The organism is Lacrimispora sphenoides JCM 1415 (genome assembly GCF_900105615.1).
Lineage (GTDB): Bacteria > Bacillota > Clostridia > Lachnospirales > Lachnospiraceae > Lacrimispora > Lacrimispora sphenoides.
This window is the reverse complement of the sequence record NZ_LT630003.1, coordinates 2,333,107-2,350,038: the sequence shown is the minus strand read 5'-3', so window position 1 is coordinate 2,350,038 and position 16,932 is coordinate 2,333,107. Positions and strand designations below refer to the sequence as shown.

Below are 16,932 nucleotides of genomic sequence, written 5' to 3'. Positions count from 1 at the left end.
GAGATTCATGAATTTTGAATTTATTGCATCAATGCTGCCTGCAATGTTACCTGCAGTAAAAAATACACTAATTATCACCGTTTTCTCCGCCTTCTTTGGCTGGATCTTTGGTATTGTAATCGCATTAATCCGGATAAATAGAATAAAAGGCTTGTCCCGGCTATTTGCTGTTTATGTGTCTTTTATGAGAAGCGTGCCCTTGGTAATCATTATGTTTTTTATTTATTATGCCATCCCTACGTTCATCGCCTATTATCGCTTCGAGCATGGACTTTCCGTAGCCTCTGTGGCGGGAAATAAAAGCATCATTTACCCTATTATAGCCATGAGCATTTCAGAGGCGGCTTTTGCCTCAGAAACCTTTCGTTCCAGCTTGCTTGCGATTCCCCACGGCCAGTTAGAGTCGGCGAAAAGCATAGGAATGACCACCTTACAGGCTTGCTTTCGCATCATCTTTCCACAGGCATTTGTTATTGCCTTGCCTAATATGGGAGGATTGTTTATCGGTCTTATCAAAAACTCCACGCTGGCTTATTATTCGGGCGTGGTGGAAATTACGGGTATGGCTTATACCCTGGCCAGTCCCAGTTATCAATTTCTGGAAGCATTTTTTCTGATTGCGGTGATTTATGAAACTTTAAGCTTTGTCTTTTCCAAACTGTTTCGTACGTTTGAGCAGAAGATGAGCAAATATAAAAAGGGAATTGCTTTATAATAGAGGGGAGTGACATCATGATTGAAATGGAAAATGTGAAAAAGAGCTTTGGAAACTCCCAAATTTTAAAAGGAATTTCCATTCAGGTAAATAAAGGTGATGTAACGGTTATCATTGGACCCAGCGGCTCTGGAAAAACCACACTTTTACGCTGTATCAATTTTTTGGAAAAAGCAGATGAAGGAAAACTGACGATCGATGATTTGACCGTGAATATGAAAAAAAGCAGCAAAAAAGAAGCTTTGAATATTCGAAGAAAATGTGCCTTTGTATTTCAAAATTATGGTTTATTTCTGAATAAAACTGCTTTGGAAAACGTCATGGAAGGGCTGGTGACAGTTCAGAAAAAGACAAAAGAAGAGGCAAAAAAGATCGCTGTGGAAACACTTGAATGGGTTGGCCTGTCTGACCGCATGGATTATTATCCTGTCAACTTATCTGGCGGACAGCAGCAGCGAGTGGGGATTGCCAGAGCAGTAGCCCTCTCTCCGAAAGTAATCTTATTTGATGAACCAACCTCGGCTCTAGACCCGGAATTAGTGGGTGAGACATTAGAACTGATAAAAAAGGTGGCCCAGACAGGGATTACCATGATCGTGGTAACCCATGAAATGTCGTTTGCCCAGGAAGTTGCCAGTCAGGTAATCTTTATGGATGAGGGATTGGTAGTAGAGACGGGGACACCAAAGGAAATCTTCGGCAAGCCTAAAAATGAAAGAACCAAACAGTTTTTAACGCGTATCAATACGCAGGACAGTATTTATTACATCTAAAAATCAGGAAAGAGGTTCTGGTAAAATGGAAAGAATCATCAGGGATAAGATCCGTGATACCCGGGAGGGGTTTACCGATGCACAGGTAGGAAGTGCCGGTCATATGCGTGACAGAGTAAAGAATAATTGTTTAAAAAATGCCCACAGAACATTTGAGCAGGGGATTCAATGTGTGCAGGTAAACAGTGTAAATGCGCTGGCCAGTATTCAGGATTCGGTTATGATTATACATTCTCCCTATGGCTGTTCCGCATGTGGCAGTCTGGCAGCCATCGAAAGAATCAATATTTACAAACATCATATGGGTGATACCAATGGGGAAACCAGCAGGATCATATCCACCGCTTTAGGAGAAAAGGAAGTGATATTAGGCGGTGAAGGCCGCTTAGAGGAAACGGCAAGAGAAGCGATTAGAAGGCACCATCCCAAAATGATTTTTATTTTATCTTCATGTGCTTCCGCTATTATCGGCGATGATATCGATGCTGTTTCAGAACGATTACAGGAAGAATATCCGGATGTGATTTTTGCCCCCATTCATTGTGAAGGCTTTAAATCCAGAAACCACGCGACCGGATATGATCTGGCTTTAAGCGCCCTGCAAAACTTTGTCATCAAGAACGCCAGGCCCCAAAAGGAGAAAGGTCTAATTAATTTATTTGCAACCCATTCTTTAAGTCTGGCGGATCAGTTAGAGATGAAGCGTATGTTTCGGGCCATTGGCCTGGAAGCCAATATTATGCCTTACAATGCTACTTATGAGGACATCATGCGGATCCCAGCGGCAGAGTATAACATATCCGTATGTCAGATTTTTGGGGATGAGTATATGGATTTCTTACATAAGGAATATGGGACTCCATATACCGTCACTTGTATGCCTATTGGTTCGGACAGCACAGACCGGTGGTTAAGAGCCATTGCCAAACTGGTAGGGAAAGAAAAAGAGGCAGAGGAATTTATAGAGAGAGAACGGGGCGAGGTAGAAGAAGAAATCGGCCATATCAGGAATAAGACGAAGGGTCTTAAGGTCTGTATAACAGCGGGCACCGGGCGTGGCTTGGCTGCCGCCACCTTAATGGGAGAATATGGAATGAAGCTTTTGTGTATCCATGCTCCCTATTATGAAAAAGCGTATGTGGAAGATTTTGAACGTCTGGAGGAATACCACGGAAGTGAATTCCTCATTAATGTAGCAGATATGCAGCCATATGAGCAAATCAATTTAATAAAAAAATTAAAACCGGACGTATTTATCGGCATGGCCAACTGGGTGTCCAGACTTGGGATTCCCACAACCCATATTTTGGATGGAAAACGACCGACGTTCGGATACCGGGGTGTTTTGTATCTGGGGCGGAAGATCGAGGATGCTTTGGACAATAATAATTTCAATGAAAAATTAAAGGATTTTTCTGATCCTCCTTTCAGGGACAGTTGGTATAACGAGGATGCCTTTAAATACTTTGATTTTCCGGCACAATAAAAGTTATGAGTCGTAAAAATGCTTCAAAGCAGGAAATGAAAAAAATGGAGGATAGGTCAGATGAAAAAGTGCACGGAGCGCCCAAGGATTCTTTGTTCTTTAAACGGTGCCATAGACGTAGTGGGAAATCTATATAAGGGAATTCCTATTTTACATGCCAGTCCTGGATGCAGTATGCAGGCGGCGGTTCAAACAAACCTTTATTATTTGGGAGGATATCACGGGATGCCCAGTTCCAACGCTTACGAAAAGGAAGTAGTATTCGGAGGGGCGGAGAGGCTTAGAGAAACCATAGCCGGAAGCTTAGAGGTAATGGACGGTGAGCTTTATGCTGTCCTTACCGGCTGCAGCATGGGGATCAACGGAGACGACATAGAGGCGGTAGTGCGGGAGTTCGACGACAGTCCTTATCCTATTATTACGGTTGATGTGGCAGGATTTAAAGGAGATACTTATTATGGCTATCAGAATACACTTCTGGCAGTGGTAAAAAAACTGGCTCGAAAAACAGAGACCAATCCGAAGCTGGTCAATCTCTATGGTCAGGTTCCAAGTGAGGATATGACCTTCCGTGGGGATTTAGAGGAACTTTCCCGTATCTTTCAAAAGCTGGGATTAAAACTGAACACTTTTTTTATTGCCAGAGACGGGATACAGCAGATAACCGATTCCGGGAATGCGGCTTTAAATATTAATATCTCAGCCTGGCTCAATAAAAATCTGGATGCTTATTACGAGAAAACGTTTGGTATCCCTACTCTGAATTATCCCGGGATGCCCATAGGCCCCACGGCAGTGGCAGACTTGATCCGTCAGATAGCAGAGCAATTGAATCTTGAGAAAGCTTTGGTTGATAAAGTGATTTTAGAAGAACAACAGTATGTGTATGAATATTTTGATTCTCTTATGGGCAATTTTGAACGTCACAGATATATTTTAGTGGGTGAGAGCAATTTTGTATTGGGAATCTCCAGATTTCTGACGAACGATCATGGACACATTCCGTTGGCTGTGATTTGTACAGATAGTGTACCCGACAAATTTCAATCAGAAATTGAAGCTCATATCAAAGCTTTGGTCTGTGACAGAAAAGCAGAAGTATACTTTGAAAACGACGTGTACTTAGTGGAACAGATAGCGGAAAAATATCAGGGAAAGGCCACACTCCTCCTTGGGAGTACCTATGAAAAGAATATTGCAAAGAAACTGGACTCATTCTTTGTGACCGTATCCGCTCCCTGTTTGGATAAGGAGATTTTAAACAAATCACATATTGGTATCCGGGGGTGTATTTCACTGATGGAGGATATGTACAATCATTATTAACATGGTTTTATAAAGATTAAAATATAAAAAGGAGAAAGATTATGAAAGGAAAACAAAGTGCATTAATTATTACAGTGCTGGCCGCAGCGCTATGGCTAAGCGGCTGCAGCACAGGAAAGCTGGCAGATACAAAAACAGCAGCCCAAACGGACGTAAAAAACGAAGCGGCATCAGAAGTGAAAACGGAGGCAGAAGCGAACACGAACGCGGAACCGATCGTACTTCGCTGCGGTGTAAAGCAGGCGCACCTCCCTTTTTCCTACACAGACGATAAAGGGAATCTGATCGGATTGGAGGAAGACGTTGTCACTGAGGCATTTAACCGCATTGACGGTTATGAAGTGGAAATTGTAGGGTTTGATGCGTCTCCGGCTCTGTTTGCGGCTTTGCAGGCGGGAAGCATTGATTTCGGCTCCGGTCAATATGTGGCAAGTGCCGCCCGAAAAGAAACCTATAAATTCCCTGCTCAGTATTACGCCTTAAGCCCTATGTATTTGGCGGGCAGAAAAGAAGACAATCTGCAGACATTGTCAGACATAGCAGGAGAGACACTGGAATTTGCTTCTACCTCCTATGAGAAAGAAATCATAGATACATACAATGCAGCCAATCCCGGAAAGGAAATTAATATTGTGGATACATCGGGCGACACTACTGCGGCTGACAACTTGCAGCAGATTGCCACCAATCAAAGAAATGTACTTTTGATCTATAAAAGTTCTTACGATACGGTACAAAAAGATTTGAATCTGGAAAACCTTACTCTTTCTGATGAACCGGTAATTGTAGAAGATGTTTATCAGGTATTTAACCAGTCGGTGCCTGATGAATTTATTGATAAATTTGACGAGGCGTTAAAGTCTATGTTTGCGGATGGAACCTTAGGGAAAATTGCGGAGAAATGGACCGGTGAAAATACCATTGACCAATATAAGGATTTGGTGATTCCGGTAGAATAAACATAAAACTAAAGTAGAATAAGTCGGATCCTCAAATTAAAAAAGGAAAATCCGGCTTATTTTTTTGCTCTAAGCGAAAAAAATAAATAATTGTTAGTTTCCGAAATAGATGATAGAATTATATAGAGGCAGGTTTTGGTTTAAGTAATTGTTTGGGTTTCATCGCTTAACAATATACGATAAACTCAAAAACTGCCCTGTTTATTTTATGGGGCAGTCAGAGTACATAGAAAGTGCCTGTAAAAAAGAAATACAGGAAGGAAAGGTTTTGACGCAAATACAAAGGTCAGCCTCTAAGGTGGTTTTATGCTTGATTGCAGCTTCAAGGAAATCAGTGTTTTAAACATGCTTTTGGAGAACAGTTATGTGGAAAATGAGAAGATTATGGAAATGTTTGATATTTCCCAGCGTACGGTGCAGATAGAAATAGCATCCCTGAATGATAAGCTGAAACAATACGGCAGATCCAATGTAAGGATACGCAATAAGAGGGGAAAAGGATATTTTCTGGAGTATTTTCCTGAAGATAAGTCTTGGATCGATGAGCTGAAACGTTCCTGCTATGGCTATCTGAATCTGTCCTTAAACAGGCTTTTGGGCCGTAAGGAAAGGGTTCAGCATATCATCCGCCGCCTTGTGTCCTCCGTCAACGGCATAAAGGCAGAAGAACTGGCCGATTTGCTTAACATAAGCCTTGCAACTCTGAATAAGGATATGAGAACCGTAAGAAAATACTTGCTGTTTTACCAGATACAGATTGTTTCCATCCCTTATCACGGAATGAAGGTGACGGGAGAAGAGCTTGCCATCCGTTCCTGTCTGATGGACTTTTGTGATATTTATAATGATTCCCAGCAGAACATCTTTCTATTTCACTGTTTAAAGGAATACGGCATTGCCATAGAAGACATCAGGAAGAACATTGCAAGGCTGAAATCAGTTTTATATGAAACCGGGTACCGGGTGCCTGATACGGGATTTCAAAGGCTGGTCCTTTATCTGGCGGTTTTGCCTTTAAGATCAGGCTGTGGAACTATGAAGCCTCAGGATTTCCCGCCTCAGCTTGAAAAACTAGAGGAATTTTCTGTGGGGCAAAGAATTTTAGGAGAGGGCAAGGAGCTTGCCGAATACTATTACATGGCAGTTTTTCTATTGAGCAACCGGGAATTGTTTGAAGACGGGGCTGAGGAAAGCTTTATGAAAACAGCGCCCGAGGGTCTGGAAACCTATCAAGAGGTTATGAAATTTTTAAAGGACAGCATATTTTTGGACCTTACTCACTATAAAGAGGTCAGTGACCACCTTCTCCTGTTTTTTTGCAAATGGCGGCTGAGAAACAGGTGGGGCATTGTGGAGCTGGAATTTCCCTATTCCATAAAATGCAGAACTAACCGGATGATTTCCTCCCAGGCTTTGGCAAATTATATTTACAATGAGCTTCCGGGGCACAGAACCGATGAGATACAGGACATGATGTACTACGAGATGATCATTCTGATCTATAATCTAGTCTACCGCATCCGGAACCAGTATGAGCCAACCAATGTCATTCTGATCAATGAAATAGGAAGGGCAGCTGATTCAACGATCATAAGGAGGCTTAGGTTAAATGCTGATGAATTGAATATTCATTTTCATTCCCATTATTTATACGAAACTGGGGGGCTTGATTATTCAAAGTATGATTACGTCTTTTTGCCGGCAGGGCTGAAATTCAAATCGGATTATTTACCTATACCTATTTACTATTACGATTTTTTCAACAAGTTTTCTTATGACATCTGGGCAAAAGTTATTTCAAAGAAGAGAAAAGTGGGAGCCATTTTAAATTACATGGGATCCCCGGATATGGTGGGGCTGGACTGTGGGATAGAAGACCTGGCAGAAACCATTGCGGATTATTTCTGGCGGGAACATATTGCTCCCGGCTATACGAAACTGGGGTTTTATAAATTAATTCACAGCGCCATTTACCATACGGATTATGTAGCGAAAGAAAAGAAAAAGTACATCAATATTTTTACAGGAACCGAGCCTCATCAGCAGTACTATATCTTCTGTCTTAAAGAGGAGGTCTTGTTAAATGGAGCGGCAATCAAGGAGATCCATTTCATTCTTCTGGACTTAAGGAAAGGGCTGGTGGAGGTGAAGAACGGGGATTCTGAACTGCGCCATCTTATTGATGGCTGATCCCCACAGACATGTCTTGCCCTATTTTTCTGCGCAATAAGGCGCAAATATTTCCTGCTAATTTTATGCGGGTTCAATGATGAAAGTAAACGTTGAGGTGAGGGACGTTCTATGATATTTTTTTTATATCAAACAAAGGGGGTATACAATTATGGCAGTTTGGCAGGCGCTACTTATAGCGGTATGGGCCGGGTATTGTTCATTTGACGATCAGGGCCCGCAAATGCTTCGGAGACCTTTGCTGGTAGGTCCGATCGTAGGAATCATATTAGGGGATGTAAAGACAGGGCTGATTATTTCTGCAACCTTGGAACTTATGTGGATGGGACTGGGAAATATGGCCGGTTATAAGACGCCGGATATGATTATCGGAACCATCGTTGGAACGACCATTTCCATCACGAGCACAGGGGCAACGGCTGAAGGGATCGCGGCAGGGGTGGCCGCGGCTACGACGGTGGCGGTTTTGTCCCAGCAGCTTCTTTTAATCTTTGACTTCGTCCGCCAGTTCTTTGCAGTATGGGCAGACAGGCTGGCTCTGACCGGGGAATTTGACAGCATTTTAATGGTGAATTATGTGGCCATTGCATTCCAGTTTTTGCTGCGGGCAGTTCCAACATTTCTTGTGGTTTATTTTTCTGCAGGGGTCGTGGATAAGATTTTAAATGTCATTCCCAGCAATATTTTAAAGGGTTTAAGTACTGCCTCCGGAATATTGCCGGCAGTGGGCTTATCCATCCTCATGACAATGATGATGAAGGGCTTTATGTGGCCTTTCCTGATTTTTGGTTTTGTGGCCTCCACCTATCTGGGACTTGGAATTTTGCCGGTGACCTTGATTTCCCTGGCATTTGCTATGCTGTATTCCGTTATGATGGAGATAAAGGACCGTCAGAATGAAACACCGGTGACCGTATCAGGGCGCGGAGATGACGAGGATGGAGGTTATGACTTATGAGTGCTGGGAAAGATAGAGCAGTGGGGCTGGATAATCCCAATACACAGGCAAAAGGAAGCTACATAAAAATAACCCGTAAGGATTTAAATGCGGTCTATTGGCGTCTGCAGATTTTCGGCCTTGGAATTACCGTAACCTCAAGTAATGCCCAGGCCATTGGATTCATTACTGCATTGGCGCCGGTATTAAAAAAGGTTTATAAGGATGCGGGAAAAGCCGCCAGGGTAGAGGCCATGCAAAGGCATCTGGCTTATTTCCTCTCTCAAAATACGGCTACGGGTATGATCCTTGGGATCACTGCGGCCATTGAGGAAACCACGGAAGTGGACGAAAAAGAAGCAGTAGTTGCAGTAAAAGCAGGCATGATGGGGCCTTTGGCGGGAATCGGAGATAGCGTATTTAAAATCACCATCCAGGCCATTGCAGGAAGTATCGGTGCGGCTTATGCCCTGCAGGGAAATTTAATTGGCCCTATTCTGATGTTCCTGATTTACAATGGCATCAACATTGGGGTTAAATATTTCGGCACCATCATGGGATATGAAAAAGGGATCGAATTTGTTCAGAGCGGGGAGCAGGCAAAGGTGATCCAGAAAATCATAAATATATCCACCATGGTAGGTGTGATCGTGCTGGGTGCGCTTATAGGAAATTATGTGAAGATCAATGTGGGGACAGAAATCGTCATCAATGAGACCATCGTAAACATTCAGGCTCTTTTAGACGGGATCCTGCCAAAGCTGCTTCCTCTTTTGTTCACCATAGGGCTTTATAAGCTTCACAGCCGGATGCCGAGAAAATATCTGATCCTTCTTATTTTCGGCATCTTGATTGTGGGAACTTTGCTGGCAATGGCCGGTATACTGGTTTAGTCAAATACCGGTTCATTGCCTGCAGAAATAAAAAACAGGGGAGAAGCGATAGATATGGGAATTCGTATCATTCTGGCAAGTCATGGCCTGTATGCCCAGGAGGCATTAAATACGGCCGGATTGATCATTGGAGATATTGCAAAATATGTTGATGTCATTTCCGTGACAGCGGATAAAAGCTACGACCAGTGTCTTAAGGAGCTGCTGGATCTCTATGCTTCCTATGAAGACAAAGGGTCAGGAATTTTGATCTTAACAGATATTTATGGAGGGACACCGGCCAAGGCAGCCACTTACTTAGCCTTGACAGCGCCTGACATCCTGGTGTATTCCGGTTTTAGCATGCCCGTGTTAATGGAACTGTTTATTGCACAGCCTGAAACACTGGAAGAGGCGGGCTCCGTAATTGAGAGAGCTTATGAAATGGGTCTGGTCCGCATTAACGACAAGCTGATAGAAGAGGGGGAACAAGATGGCGATCAAATGGATTCGTATTGATGACCGGTTGATTCACGGTCAGGTAGCAACTTCCTGGTTAAGCCACATCGGAGCAGAGCAAGTCATCTGTGTCAGTGATGCCGCTGTGGAAAATCCCGTGCAGGTACAGGTGCTGAAAATGGCGGCGCCTGCCTATACGGTCCACGTGTTCGGGGTGGATAAATTTATCCGGGTATATGCCAATAATCCTATTAAGAAAAACACATTTCTGATTATGGGAAGCTTCAGCGATGCGTTAAGGCTGAAAGAGGGAGGCGTGCCCATTGACCACATTAATTTCGGGGGTATGAGAACGACTCCGGAAAGAACCATATCCTATGACCATATCATCTGCTTTTCCCCAAAGGAAGAGGAAGATTTTAATAAATTGGCGGATATGGGGGTTAAGATCGAATATCAGGTTGCGGCCTACGATGCACCTGTGGATATGAAAAAGAAAATTGAACAGCTTAAGAGGTAGTGCCATGGAGATAAAATACATCGAGGCCTTTCCTCTGGATAACGGTAAAACAGAATTAAACATTGTTTCGGATGAAGAGACGCTGGAGGAATATCATCTGTACTGGACCTATGAAAAAGATCCCTTTACTCAAAACCGCAGTTTTCTTTTCTCATCCAGGGAAAAAAAACTGACGTTTCATGCCGCACCTGAAAAAAGAAAACAGATTTATTTTATCATTGAATGGAAGAATCAGGTCCCCATGCTGTTTGGATACCGGATCCTTCCGGTAGATGGAATGTATAACCTGCGGGACATGGGAGGGTATATGACCGGGTCGGGAAAGAGAATAAAATGGGGCATCGGATTCCGCTCAGATTATTTCGCTTTTCTGGAAGACGCCGGACTGGAGTATGTAAAAAGCCTGGGAATCAAAACCATCATTGATTACAGAAACGAAGGGGAGATAAAAAGAAGCCCCAACCGGAAGCTGGGAGAGGGTGTGACCACTTATTCCTGCGACCCCAATGCCCATACGGCCATGGTTGCCGGACTCCTTCATAATAACGAAAACTTAGCAAAGGATGAGGCCATCATAGAGCAGGCCAGAATCGCGGTAGAAGAAAATCCCAATGCCGGTGACTTAAGGATGATACAGCAGCAATTGAATTTTGTTATATCCGATGAAAGCCGTGCTGCTTTTGGAACCAGCTTAAGGCTCTTAGCCCTGTGGTCAAACAATCCCAGCGTCCAGCACTGCAGGGGAGGAAAAGACAGGACTGGGTTCGGAGCAATGCTTTTAGAAGGGATCCTTGGGGTTCCGAAAGATATTTTGATCTATGATTACATGCTCACGAAAAGGGCAAGAGCAGAAAAAAATGTCCGCTATTATCAAAAATATCTGGAGCTTGCCAAGGATAAACGGGTAGCAGATTATCTGTTCTCCCTCTTTGATACAAAGCCGGAGTATATCGAAGCCTCCATCAATAAAATCCTTGAGGATTACGGTACCATCAGAGAGTATGCCAAAACTGCATTATCACTGGATGACACCATCATCAAACAGCTGGAGGATATTTTCCTGGAATAACAACTGCATACAAATTGTGAACAAAAAGATGAGCTTTGAATGGTTTAAACCCATTTTATAAGCTCATCTTTTATATTAATACTATTTAAGAAGACCGCGTTTCTACTGAGCCACCAGCTGATCCAGAGATTTGAACTGATAGCCCATCTCCTCCCATTTCGTCAGCAATTCATCAAGAATCTGGGCGTTGGTGCTGGAGGTGCTGTGTAAGAGCACGACTGCGCCGGGATGGATCCTGCCTAAAAGCTTTTTAAAGGCTTCCTCCTTTGTGGGCTGCTTATCCTGATACCAGTCAACGTAGGCAAGGCTCCAGAAAAAGGTTTTGTAGCCTATATCATTCGCCATTTTTAAATTGGCCTCACTGTATTTCCCCTGCGGCGGACGGTAGTATTGTTTCATGGGCTGTCCGGTGGTCTGTTCAAAAAGGTTCTCTAAATCCTTGATCTCTTTTTCAAATGCTTCTTTTGAAGAAATCTTAGACATATCCGGATGGTGATAGGTATGATTGCCTACGATATGGCCTTCCGCAACCATACGCTTTACTAACTCCGGGGCAGTCTCTATGTAATTTCCTACTACAAAAAAGGTGGCCGGGGCATTATGTTTCTTTAATGCATCCAGTATAGCAGCGGTATTTCCGTTTTCGTATCCGGCATCAAAGGTCAGATAAAGAACTTTATCTGGGGTTTTTTCAGCATAATAGGCATTATACTGTTTTAAATAGTCCATGGTAGCATTGGCTACCGGCGGCTGCCCTTCCTGCTGGAAACTTAACCCCCAGTTTCCATCTGCAGCAGTCTCCACTGCCCTGTGTTGTTCCACCATCATGGCACCAAGGTGGCCGGCCAGAAAGGCGCAGAGGAAAAGCAGGAATACCATAATTGCCTTCTTTCCTGATTCAGGAGGAATAGAAAGTTTTCTGATTTTTTCTGCAATCTTTAATTTTTGCAAAAATTTCATGAATAAAGCTCCGTTATATTACATTTGTTTCAATATATGAAACGGACCTCTGTCCATATTCAAAAAGATTGCATTATCGTACCTGCTTTTCCTTCCAGGCTTGCTTCTGCTTTATCCAGAGAAGTAATGATGGCTTTCCGGTTTTTGCCGTTTTGCAAAAAGTCCACGGAGGCTTCTATTTTCGGGAGCATGGAGCTTGATTCAAACTGTCCTTCCTGAATGTAGCTTTCTGCCTCTTCCAGACTCATCTGGCTGATGGGACGTTCCTCAAGGGTTCCGAAATTCAGGGTGACATTGTCAACGTTTGTAAGGATCATAAGCACATCGGCATTGATTTCCTTTGCCAGTAGCCCGGCGGCCCGGTCCTTTTCAATGACTGCGCTGGCGCCCTTTAATCGGTATCCCTGTTCCATAACCGGTATGCCGCCGCCTCCGCAGGCGATAACGATCTGGTCCGCATCCATAACGGCCTTTATGATGTCAATTTCCACAATGGATACAGGCTTAGGAGAAGCCACGACTCTGCGGTAGCCTTTGCCAGGCACTTCTTCCACATAGTTCCCCTTTTCTTCTTCCTCTTTTGCATCTTCCGCGGACATAAAGCGTCCCACAGGCTTCATAGGGGTGTAAAAAGCCTCGTCATAAGGATTTACCATCATCTGTGTCAAAATAGTGGCTGCAGATTTGTAAATACCGCGCTTTGCAAGTTCTGCCCGAATGCCATTTTGCAGATCATAACCAATGTAACCCTGGCTCATGGCAGAGCATACGGACATGGGCGCAGAAGTATAGCCGTCGTGAAGTTTTCCGAATTCATTCATAGCTGTATGGATCATGCCCACCTGGGGAGCATTGCTGTGGGTGACAGCCACCTGCCAGCCGGCTTCAATAAAATCTGCGATTACTTTTGATGTTTCGGCAACTGCCTTTTTCTGTTCCGGAAGATTTGTTCCCAATGCATGATGTCCCAAAGCCAGGACAATACGTTTTTTAGCCATATCAGTTCCCTCTCAATTCCGTATAGTTTGGTCAAAAAGTATAAAGATATTATATTATCAGAAAATAAAAAAATCAACAAGTTTCAGGAGAAGGGAATCTTAAGAAGGAGCCGAGAGATTCTTTAGAAATAATTTTGAAAATTTTGGTAGATATCTTGTGATTGGATGGTATAATGTACACGAAAGCAATGAGCAGTGCGAAATAAGGCAGGCAAAAAATTTTGTTGTGCTTGCACATAAGAAATTTTTTGCCTGCCTTATTTCATAGGGCGAAAGCCCGTGAGCTTGTAAAACCTGCGGTTTTACAAGCTGCACTGCGGATGTATGGTATAAAATCAAAGAAGATACAGAAAATGAAAGGACACCATATTCATGATATCAATCATCCTGCATTTGATCCTTCCCATGTTTTTTTACACAGCTGTGACGACTGTTTTATTTTTATCAATAAACTTAGGCCCATTGGAAGCCACTGCCTTATCCGCCATTTTAGTTTCTCCCGTTTTATATTACATTTATTCCGCAGACCAAAGCCGCCGTGGACAACCATCTTCCCCAGGACTTAATCTTCACGGCTGCCTGATCTATATCTTAATATTTGGAGCATCCTTATGCGTCCTTGGCAATTATATAGTAGATGTACTTGGACTAACTGAAATATCCAAGTCCTACAAAGAAGCCGAAAACAACTTATATTCAGCGTCCTTCCTCCTTCAGCTTCTTGCTTCCGGATTTATAATCCCTTTTGCAGAAGAGATCATATTCCGGGGACTGGGTTATGCCGCGCTTAAGGAAAAACTCCCCTTTTGGCTGTCTGCGGTCTTGTCCGCAGCTCTTTTCGGGCTTTACCATGGAAATCTTCCACAGGGAGTTTACGCTTTTCTCATTGGCCTGGCTGTAGCCTGGCTTTATGAGGTTTCAGGAACATTGCTGGCCCCTTATCTATTTCACGTATCAGCAAATTTCCTGTCGCTCTGGATAGTGAATACAGAGCGTTTGAATTCTTTGTTTTATACAGACCGGAGACCGGTTTTGGCGGCAGCATCAGCGGTGGCTTCTGCCATTTGTGCAATCCGCATTTATCAGAAAAACAATTTTAAGGAGGATGTTGTGTGAAACTTTTATCTGTAGCAATTCCATGTTACAACTCTGAGGCCTATATGAGGCACTGCATTGATTCTCTGCTGCCGGGAGGCGATGAGGTTGAGATCCTCATTGTAGATGACGGCTCTACCAAAGATCATACGGCGGAAATCGCGGATGAATATGAAAGAAATTATCCGGAAATCTGCCGGGCGATCCATCAGGAAAATGGCGGCCATGGCGCGGCAGTGAATGCAGGCTTAAAAAATGCCACTGGAATTTACTTTAAGGTGGTAGACAGCGATGACTGGGTGGACGAGTCTGCTTATATGGAAATTCTGGACACTTTGCGGCGATTTGTTTATGGGGAAGAGACCCTTGATATGCTGATCAGCAATTTTGTCTATGAAAAGCAGGGGGCAATCCGGAAAAAAGTCATGAATTACCGCACAGCCCTTCCTAAGAATGAGATATTCAGCTGGGATGAGGTCAAGGTATTCCTGCTTGGGCATTATATTCTCATGCATTCGGTGATTTACCGGACAGAGCTTCTGATACAATGCGGTCTGGAACTTCCCATGCACACTTTTTATGTGGATAATATATTTGTGTACCAGCCGCTGCCTCACGTAAGAACCATGTATTATTTGGATGTAAATTTCTACCGCTACTTTATCGGAAGAGACGACCAGTCTGTAAACGAATCGGTCATGATCGGCCGAATCGACCAACAGATCAAGGTGACTAAACTGATGCTTGGCTATTACGATGTAATGAAAATCAGGCAGCGTAAGCTGCGTCATTACATGGTGCGGTATTTGGAGATCATGATGACCATATCCTCCATCCTCGCAATCAAGTCAGACAATGATGAAAATATGGAAAAGAAAAAGGAACTGTGGCAACACCTCCGCAAGCAGAACTTACCGTTGTTCCTAAGGCTTCGATGGGGCTTTATGGGTCAGGGGGTCAATCTCCCCGGAAAAAGCGGAAGGAAATTCCCGATTACGATCTATAAAATGACCCAGAAATTTTTCGGTTTTAACTAAAACGATCACTGGCAGTAAAAAAACAAATATCCCCTGGCCGATCAATGAAAGGCGTCAGGGGATATGTTTTTAACTGATGGCTTTTTCGGTAACTTTCTCTCTGCTGGGAACAAAAGAGTCAGAGTATACAAAGTGGTACATAACATAGGCCATAACCAGTGAGCCAAGACCGTCAAAGGCAGAATGCTGTTTTAAGAAAACAGTTGCAAGGCTGATGGAAATCATCAGGATCAGGGAACCGGTCTTCACTAACCGGTATTTCCTTAAGCGTTCACTGTGAAGGACTGCAATGTGTACACAAATAGAGTTATAAACATGGATACTGGGGAATACATTGGTACAAGTATCCGTGGAATATAGAACCGCTACAATATCTGAGCAGATATTTTTACCCGGATCAATCACAGGGCGGAAATCCGTACCGTTTGGAAACACGGTGCAGATCACCAGACTGATGGTCATTCCAGTAAACAGCATGGTACACAGTCTGTAATAATCTTTTACATCAGTATAAAAAAAGAATAAAATGGCAGCAGCTATATAAACAAACCATAAAAGATATGGAATAATGAAATATTCATTAAAAGGAATCAGGTCGTCTAAAGCAACATGCATGATATAGTAGTGGTTTGTCACCGTCTTTTCCAGGTAAATAAACCACGGAATATAGATAAAGGCGTAGCCGAGGATCCAGACATGCCTGTACCTGTAAAACAGATCTTTCATATAGTCATCTTTCTCCGTTCTGGCAATTGGTATCATGATTATCAACTTTGGAGGATTATATCATACTCGTTTTGACAGTACAATAGTATTTTACAAATGTTAATATTTAATTCAGAGAAGATTAAGCGAAAGGTACGTTTTTGCTGCCGTTCTTCCATGGACAGTGCCTCCTTCTTTCTATTAATATATGGTATATGCAGAAAGGGGTATGCCAGCTCTGCTTCATCCCGGCGTGCTGTGGCAAATATAATCTTTTTATAAAATGGTTGATAGACGGTCAAACTTTGTGTATAGTATAAAGGCAGACTTTTACACGAAAGGAATGGAATATGTTACAAAAATATATGACCGTTTTCTTTATCTCCATGGTTCCGCTGATAGAGCTTCGCGGTGCAATTCCATATTCAACAGTGATGGGACTTCCGCTTTTTCAGTCCTATATCGTTGCGATTCTTGGGAATATGCTTCCGGTACCTATCATATATCTGTTTGCGAGGAAGGTTCTCGAATGGGGAGCAGATAAGCCAGTGATCGGCGGCTTTTTTTCCTGGTGCCTGGAAAAAGGAAAGCGTGGCGGCGAAAAACTGCAGGCGAAAGCTGGACAAGGGTTGTTTATTGCACTTTTGTTATTTGTGGGAGTTCCCCTTCCGGGAACCGGTGCCTGGACGGGCACTTTGGCAGCCAGCCTGCTTGATATTGATTTTAAATCCAGTATTTTAGCCGTGATGGGAGGCGTCCTGGTGGCAGGGGCTATTATGGGACTTGCCAGTGCAGGAGTTTTAGGGGCGCTTCAGTCCGTTATTTTCTAAG

General features: G+C 43.3%; 17 protein-coding genes. 14 read left to right on the top strand and 3 right to left on the bottom strand.

The window, feature by feature from the left end:
• Positions 1 to 7: 7 nt before the first annotated feature.
• From BMX69_RS10535 to BMX69_RS10485, 11 genes are all read left to right on the top strand, one after another.
• Positions 8 to 715 (top strand): amino acid ABC transporter permease, encoded by a 708-nt coding sequence (locus BMX69_RS10535; RefSeq protein WP_100042315.1) that lies wholly within the window; start codon positions 8 to 10, stop codon positions 713 to 715.
• 17 nt (positions 716 to 732) lie between these two features.
• Positions 733 to 1,488, top strand: coding sequence for an amino acid ABC transporter ATP-binding protein (locus BMX69_RS10530; protein WP_100042314.1), 756 nt, complete (start codon positions 733 to 735; stop codon positions 1,486 to 1,488).
• A 25-nt stretch (positions 1,489 to 1,513) separates the two neighbouring features.
• Positions 1,514 to 2,974 (top strand): nitrogenase component 1, encoded by a 1,461-nt coding sequence (locus BMX69_RS10525; protein ID WP_100042313.1) that lies wholly within the window; start codon positions 1,514 to 1,516, stop codon positions 2,972 to 2,974.
• A 60-nt stretch (positions 2,975 to 3,034) separates the two neighbouring features.
• A complete protein-coding gene (locus BMX69_RS10520; protein WP_054789902.1) occupies positions 3,035 to 4,300 on the top strand; it encodes a nitrogenase component 1 in 1,266 nt (421 codons plus the stop codon).
• A gap of 41 nt (positions 4,301 to 4,341) precedes the next feature.
• On the top strand, positions 4,342 to 5,259 hold the full coding sequence (locus BMX69_RS10515) for a transporter substrate-binding domain-containing protein (protein ID WP_100042312.1): 918 nt from the start codon (positions 4,342 to 4,344) through the stop codon (positions 5,257 to 5,259).
• Positions 5,260 to 5,565: 306 nt separating this feature from the next.
• Entirely contained in the window at positions 5,566 to 7,449 is a 1,884-nt protein-coding gene (locus BMX69_RS10510) for a BglG family transcription antiterminator (protein WP_100042311.1), read from the top strand.
• Positions 7,450 to 7,600: 151 nt separating this feature from the next.
• Entirely contained in the window at positions 7,601 to 8,407 is an 807-nt protein-coding gene (locus tag BMX69_RS10505) for a PTS mannose/fructose/sorbose/N-acetylgalactosamine transporter subunit IIC (RefSeq protein ID WP_100042310.1), read from the top strand.
• Positions 8,404 to 9,279 (top strand): PTS system mannose/fructose/sorbose family transporter subunit IID, encoded by an 876-nt coding sequence (locus tag BMX69_RS10500; protein WP_054789909.1) that lies wholly within the window; start codon positions 8,404 to 8,406, stop codon positions 9,277 to 9,279. The genes BMX69_RS10505 and BMX69_RS10500 overlap by 4 nt, the downstream gene beginning before the upstream one ends.
• Before the next feature lie 15 nt (positions 9,280 to 9,294).
• A complete protein-coding gene (locus BMX69_RS10495; protein WP_166433189.1) occupies positions 9,295 to 9,777 on the top strand; it encodes a PTS sugar transporter subunit IIA in 483 nt (160 codons plus the stop codon).
• Positions 9,752 to 10,237 carry a PTS sugar transporter subunit IIB gene (locus tag BMX69_RS10490; protein ID WP_054789911.1) on the top strand — a complete coding sequence of 162 codons (486 nt, stop codon included), beginning with the start codon at positions 9,752 to 9,754 and terminating at the stop codon, positions 10,235 to 10,237. Before BMX69_RS10495 ends, BMX69_RS10490 begins: the two co-directional genes overlap by 26 nt.
• A gap of 4 nt (positions 10,238 to 10,241) precedes the next feature.
• A complete protein-coding gene (locus tag BMX69_RS10485) occupies positions 10,242 to 11,306 on the top strand; it encodes a tyrosine-protein phosphatase (protein WP_100042308.1) in 1,065 nt (354 codons plus the stop codon).
• A gap of 102 nt (positions 11,307 to 11,408) precedes the next feature.
• Here BMX69_RS10485 and pdaA read toward each other — a convergent pair whose 3' ends face one another.
• Both pdaA and arcC read right to left on the bottom strand, forming a co-directional pair.
• Complete coding sequence (gene pdaA / locus BMX69_RS10480; protein WP_242883329.1) at positions 11,409 to 12,185, bottom strand: delta-lactam-biosynthetic de-N-acetylase; 777 nt, start codon at positions 12,183 to 12,185, stop codon at positions 11,409 to 11,411.
• 140 nt (positions 12,186 to 12,325) lie between these two features.
• On the bottom strand, positions 12,326 to 13,264 hold the full coding sequence (arcC, locus tag BMX69_RS10475) for a carbamate kinase (RefSeq protein WP_100042306.1): 939 nt from the start codon (positions 13,262 to 13,264) through the stop codon (positions 12,326 to 12,328).
• A 372-nt stretch (positions 13,265 to 13,636) separates the two neighbouring features.
• On the opposite strand from arcC, the gene BMX69_RS10470 reads away from it, so the two are divergent.
• Positions 13,637 to 14,380, top strand: a complete 744-nt coding sequence (locus BMX69_RS10470; RefSeq protein ID WP_054789914.1) for a CPBP family intramembrane glutamic endopeptidase — start codon at positions 13,637 to 13,639, stop codon at positions 14,378 to 14,380.
• A complete protein-coding gene (locus tag BMX69_RS10465; protein WP_054789915.1) occupies positions 14,377 to 15,396 on the top strand; it encodes a glycosyltransferase family 2 protein in 1,020 nt (339 codons plus the stop codon). Before BMX69_RS10470 ends, BMX69_RS10465 begins: the two co-directional genes overlap by 4 nt.
• 69 nt (positions 15,397 to 15,465) lie before the next feature.
• On the opposite strand, the gene BMX69_RS10460 is transcribed toward BMX69_RS10465, so the two are convergent.
• Positions 15,466 to 16,122 (bottom strand): phosphatase PAP2 family protein, encoded by a 657-nt coding sequence (locus BMX69_RS10460; RefSeq protein WP_100042305.1) that lies wholly within the window; start codon positions 16,120 to 16,122, stop codon positions 15,466 to 15,468.
• 329 nt (positions 16,123 to 16,451) lie between these two features.
• On the opposite strand from BMX69_RS10460, the gene BMX69_RS10455 reads away from it, so the two are divergent.
• Entirely contained in the window at positions 16,452 to 16,931 is a 480-nt protein-coding gene (locus BMX69_RS10455; protein WP_025233690.1) for a COG2426 family protein, read from the top strand.
• The last annotated feature ends 1 nt before the right edge of the window (position 16,932 follow it).

What these genes read in the sequence shown, in the direction of transcription:
- BMX69_RS10525 (WP_100042313.1), top strand. Translation starts at nt 1,514, where the DNA reads ATGGAAAGAATCATCAGGGATAAGATCCGTGATACCCGGGAGGGGTTT.
- BMX69_RS10535 (WP_100042315.1), top strand. Translation starts at nt 8, where the DNA reads ATGAATTTTGAATTTATTGCATCAATGCTGCCTGCAATGTTACCTGCA.
- BMX69_RS10505 (WP_100042310.1), top strand. Translation starts at nt 7,601, where the DNA reads ATGGCAGTTTGGCAGGCGCTACTTATAGCGGTATGGGCCGGGTATTGT.
- BMX69_RS10520 (WP_054789902.1), top strand. Translation starts at nt 3,035, where the DNA reads ATGAAAAAGTGCACGGAGCGCCCAAGGATTCTTTGTTCTTTAAACGGT.
- BMX69_RS10515 (WP_100042312.1), top strand. Translation starts at nt 4,342, where the DNA reads ATGAAAGGAAAACAAAGTGCATTAATTATTACAGTGCTGGCCGCAGCG.
- BMX69_RS10460 (WP_100042305.1), bottom strand. Translation starts at nt 16,122, where the DNA reads ATGAAAGATCTGTTTTACAGGTACAGGCATGTCTGGATCCTCGGCTAC.
- BMX69_RS10455 (WP_025233690.1), top strand. Translation starts at nt 16,452, where the DNA reads ATGTTACAAAAATATATGACCGTTTTCTTTATCTCCATGGTTCCGCTG.
- BMX69_RS10490 (WP_054789911.1), top strand. Translation starts at nt 9,752, where the DNA reads ATGGCGATCAAATGGATTCGTATTGATGACCGGTTGATTCACGGTCAG.
- BMX69_RS10485 (WP_100042308.1), top strand. Translation starts at nt 10,242, where the DNA reads ATGGAGATAAAATACATCGAGGCCTTTCCTCTGGATAACGGTAAAACA.
- BMX69_RS10510 (WP_100042311.1), top strand. Translation starts at nt 5,566, where the DNA reads ATGCTTGATTGCAGCTTCAAGGAAATCAGTGTTTTAAACATGCTTTTG.
- BMX69_RS10500 (WP_054789909.1), top strand. Translation starts at nt 8,404, where the DNA reads ATGAGTGCTGGGAAAGATAGAGCAGTGGGGCTGGATAATCCCAATACA.
- BMX69_RS10530 (WP_100042314.1), top strand. Translation starts at nt 733, where the DNA reads ATGATTGAAATGGAAAATGTGAAAAAGAGCTTTGGAAACTCCCAAATT.
- arcC (WP_100042306.1), bottom strand. Translation starts at nt 13,264, where the DNA reads ATGGCTAAAAAACGTATTGTCCTGGCTTTGGGACATCATGCATTGGGA.
- pdaA (WP_242883329.1), bottom strand. Translation starts at nt 12,185, where the DNA reads ATGGTATTCCTGCTTTTCCTCTGCGCCTTTCTGGCCGGCCACCTTGGT.
- BMX69_RS10470 (WP_054789914.1), top strand. Translation starts at nt 13,637, where the DNA reads ATGATATCAATCATCCTGCATTTGATCCTTCCCATGTTTTTTTACACA.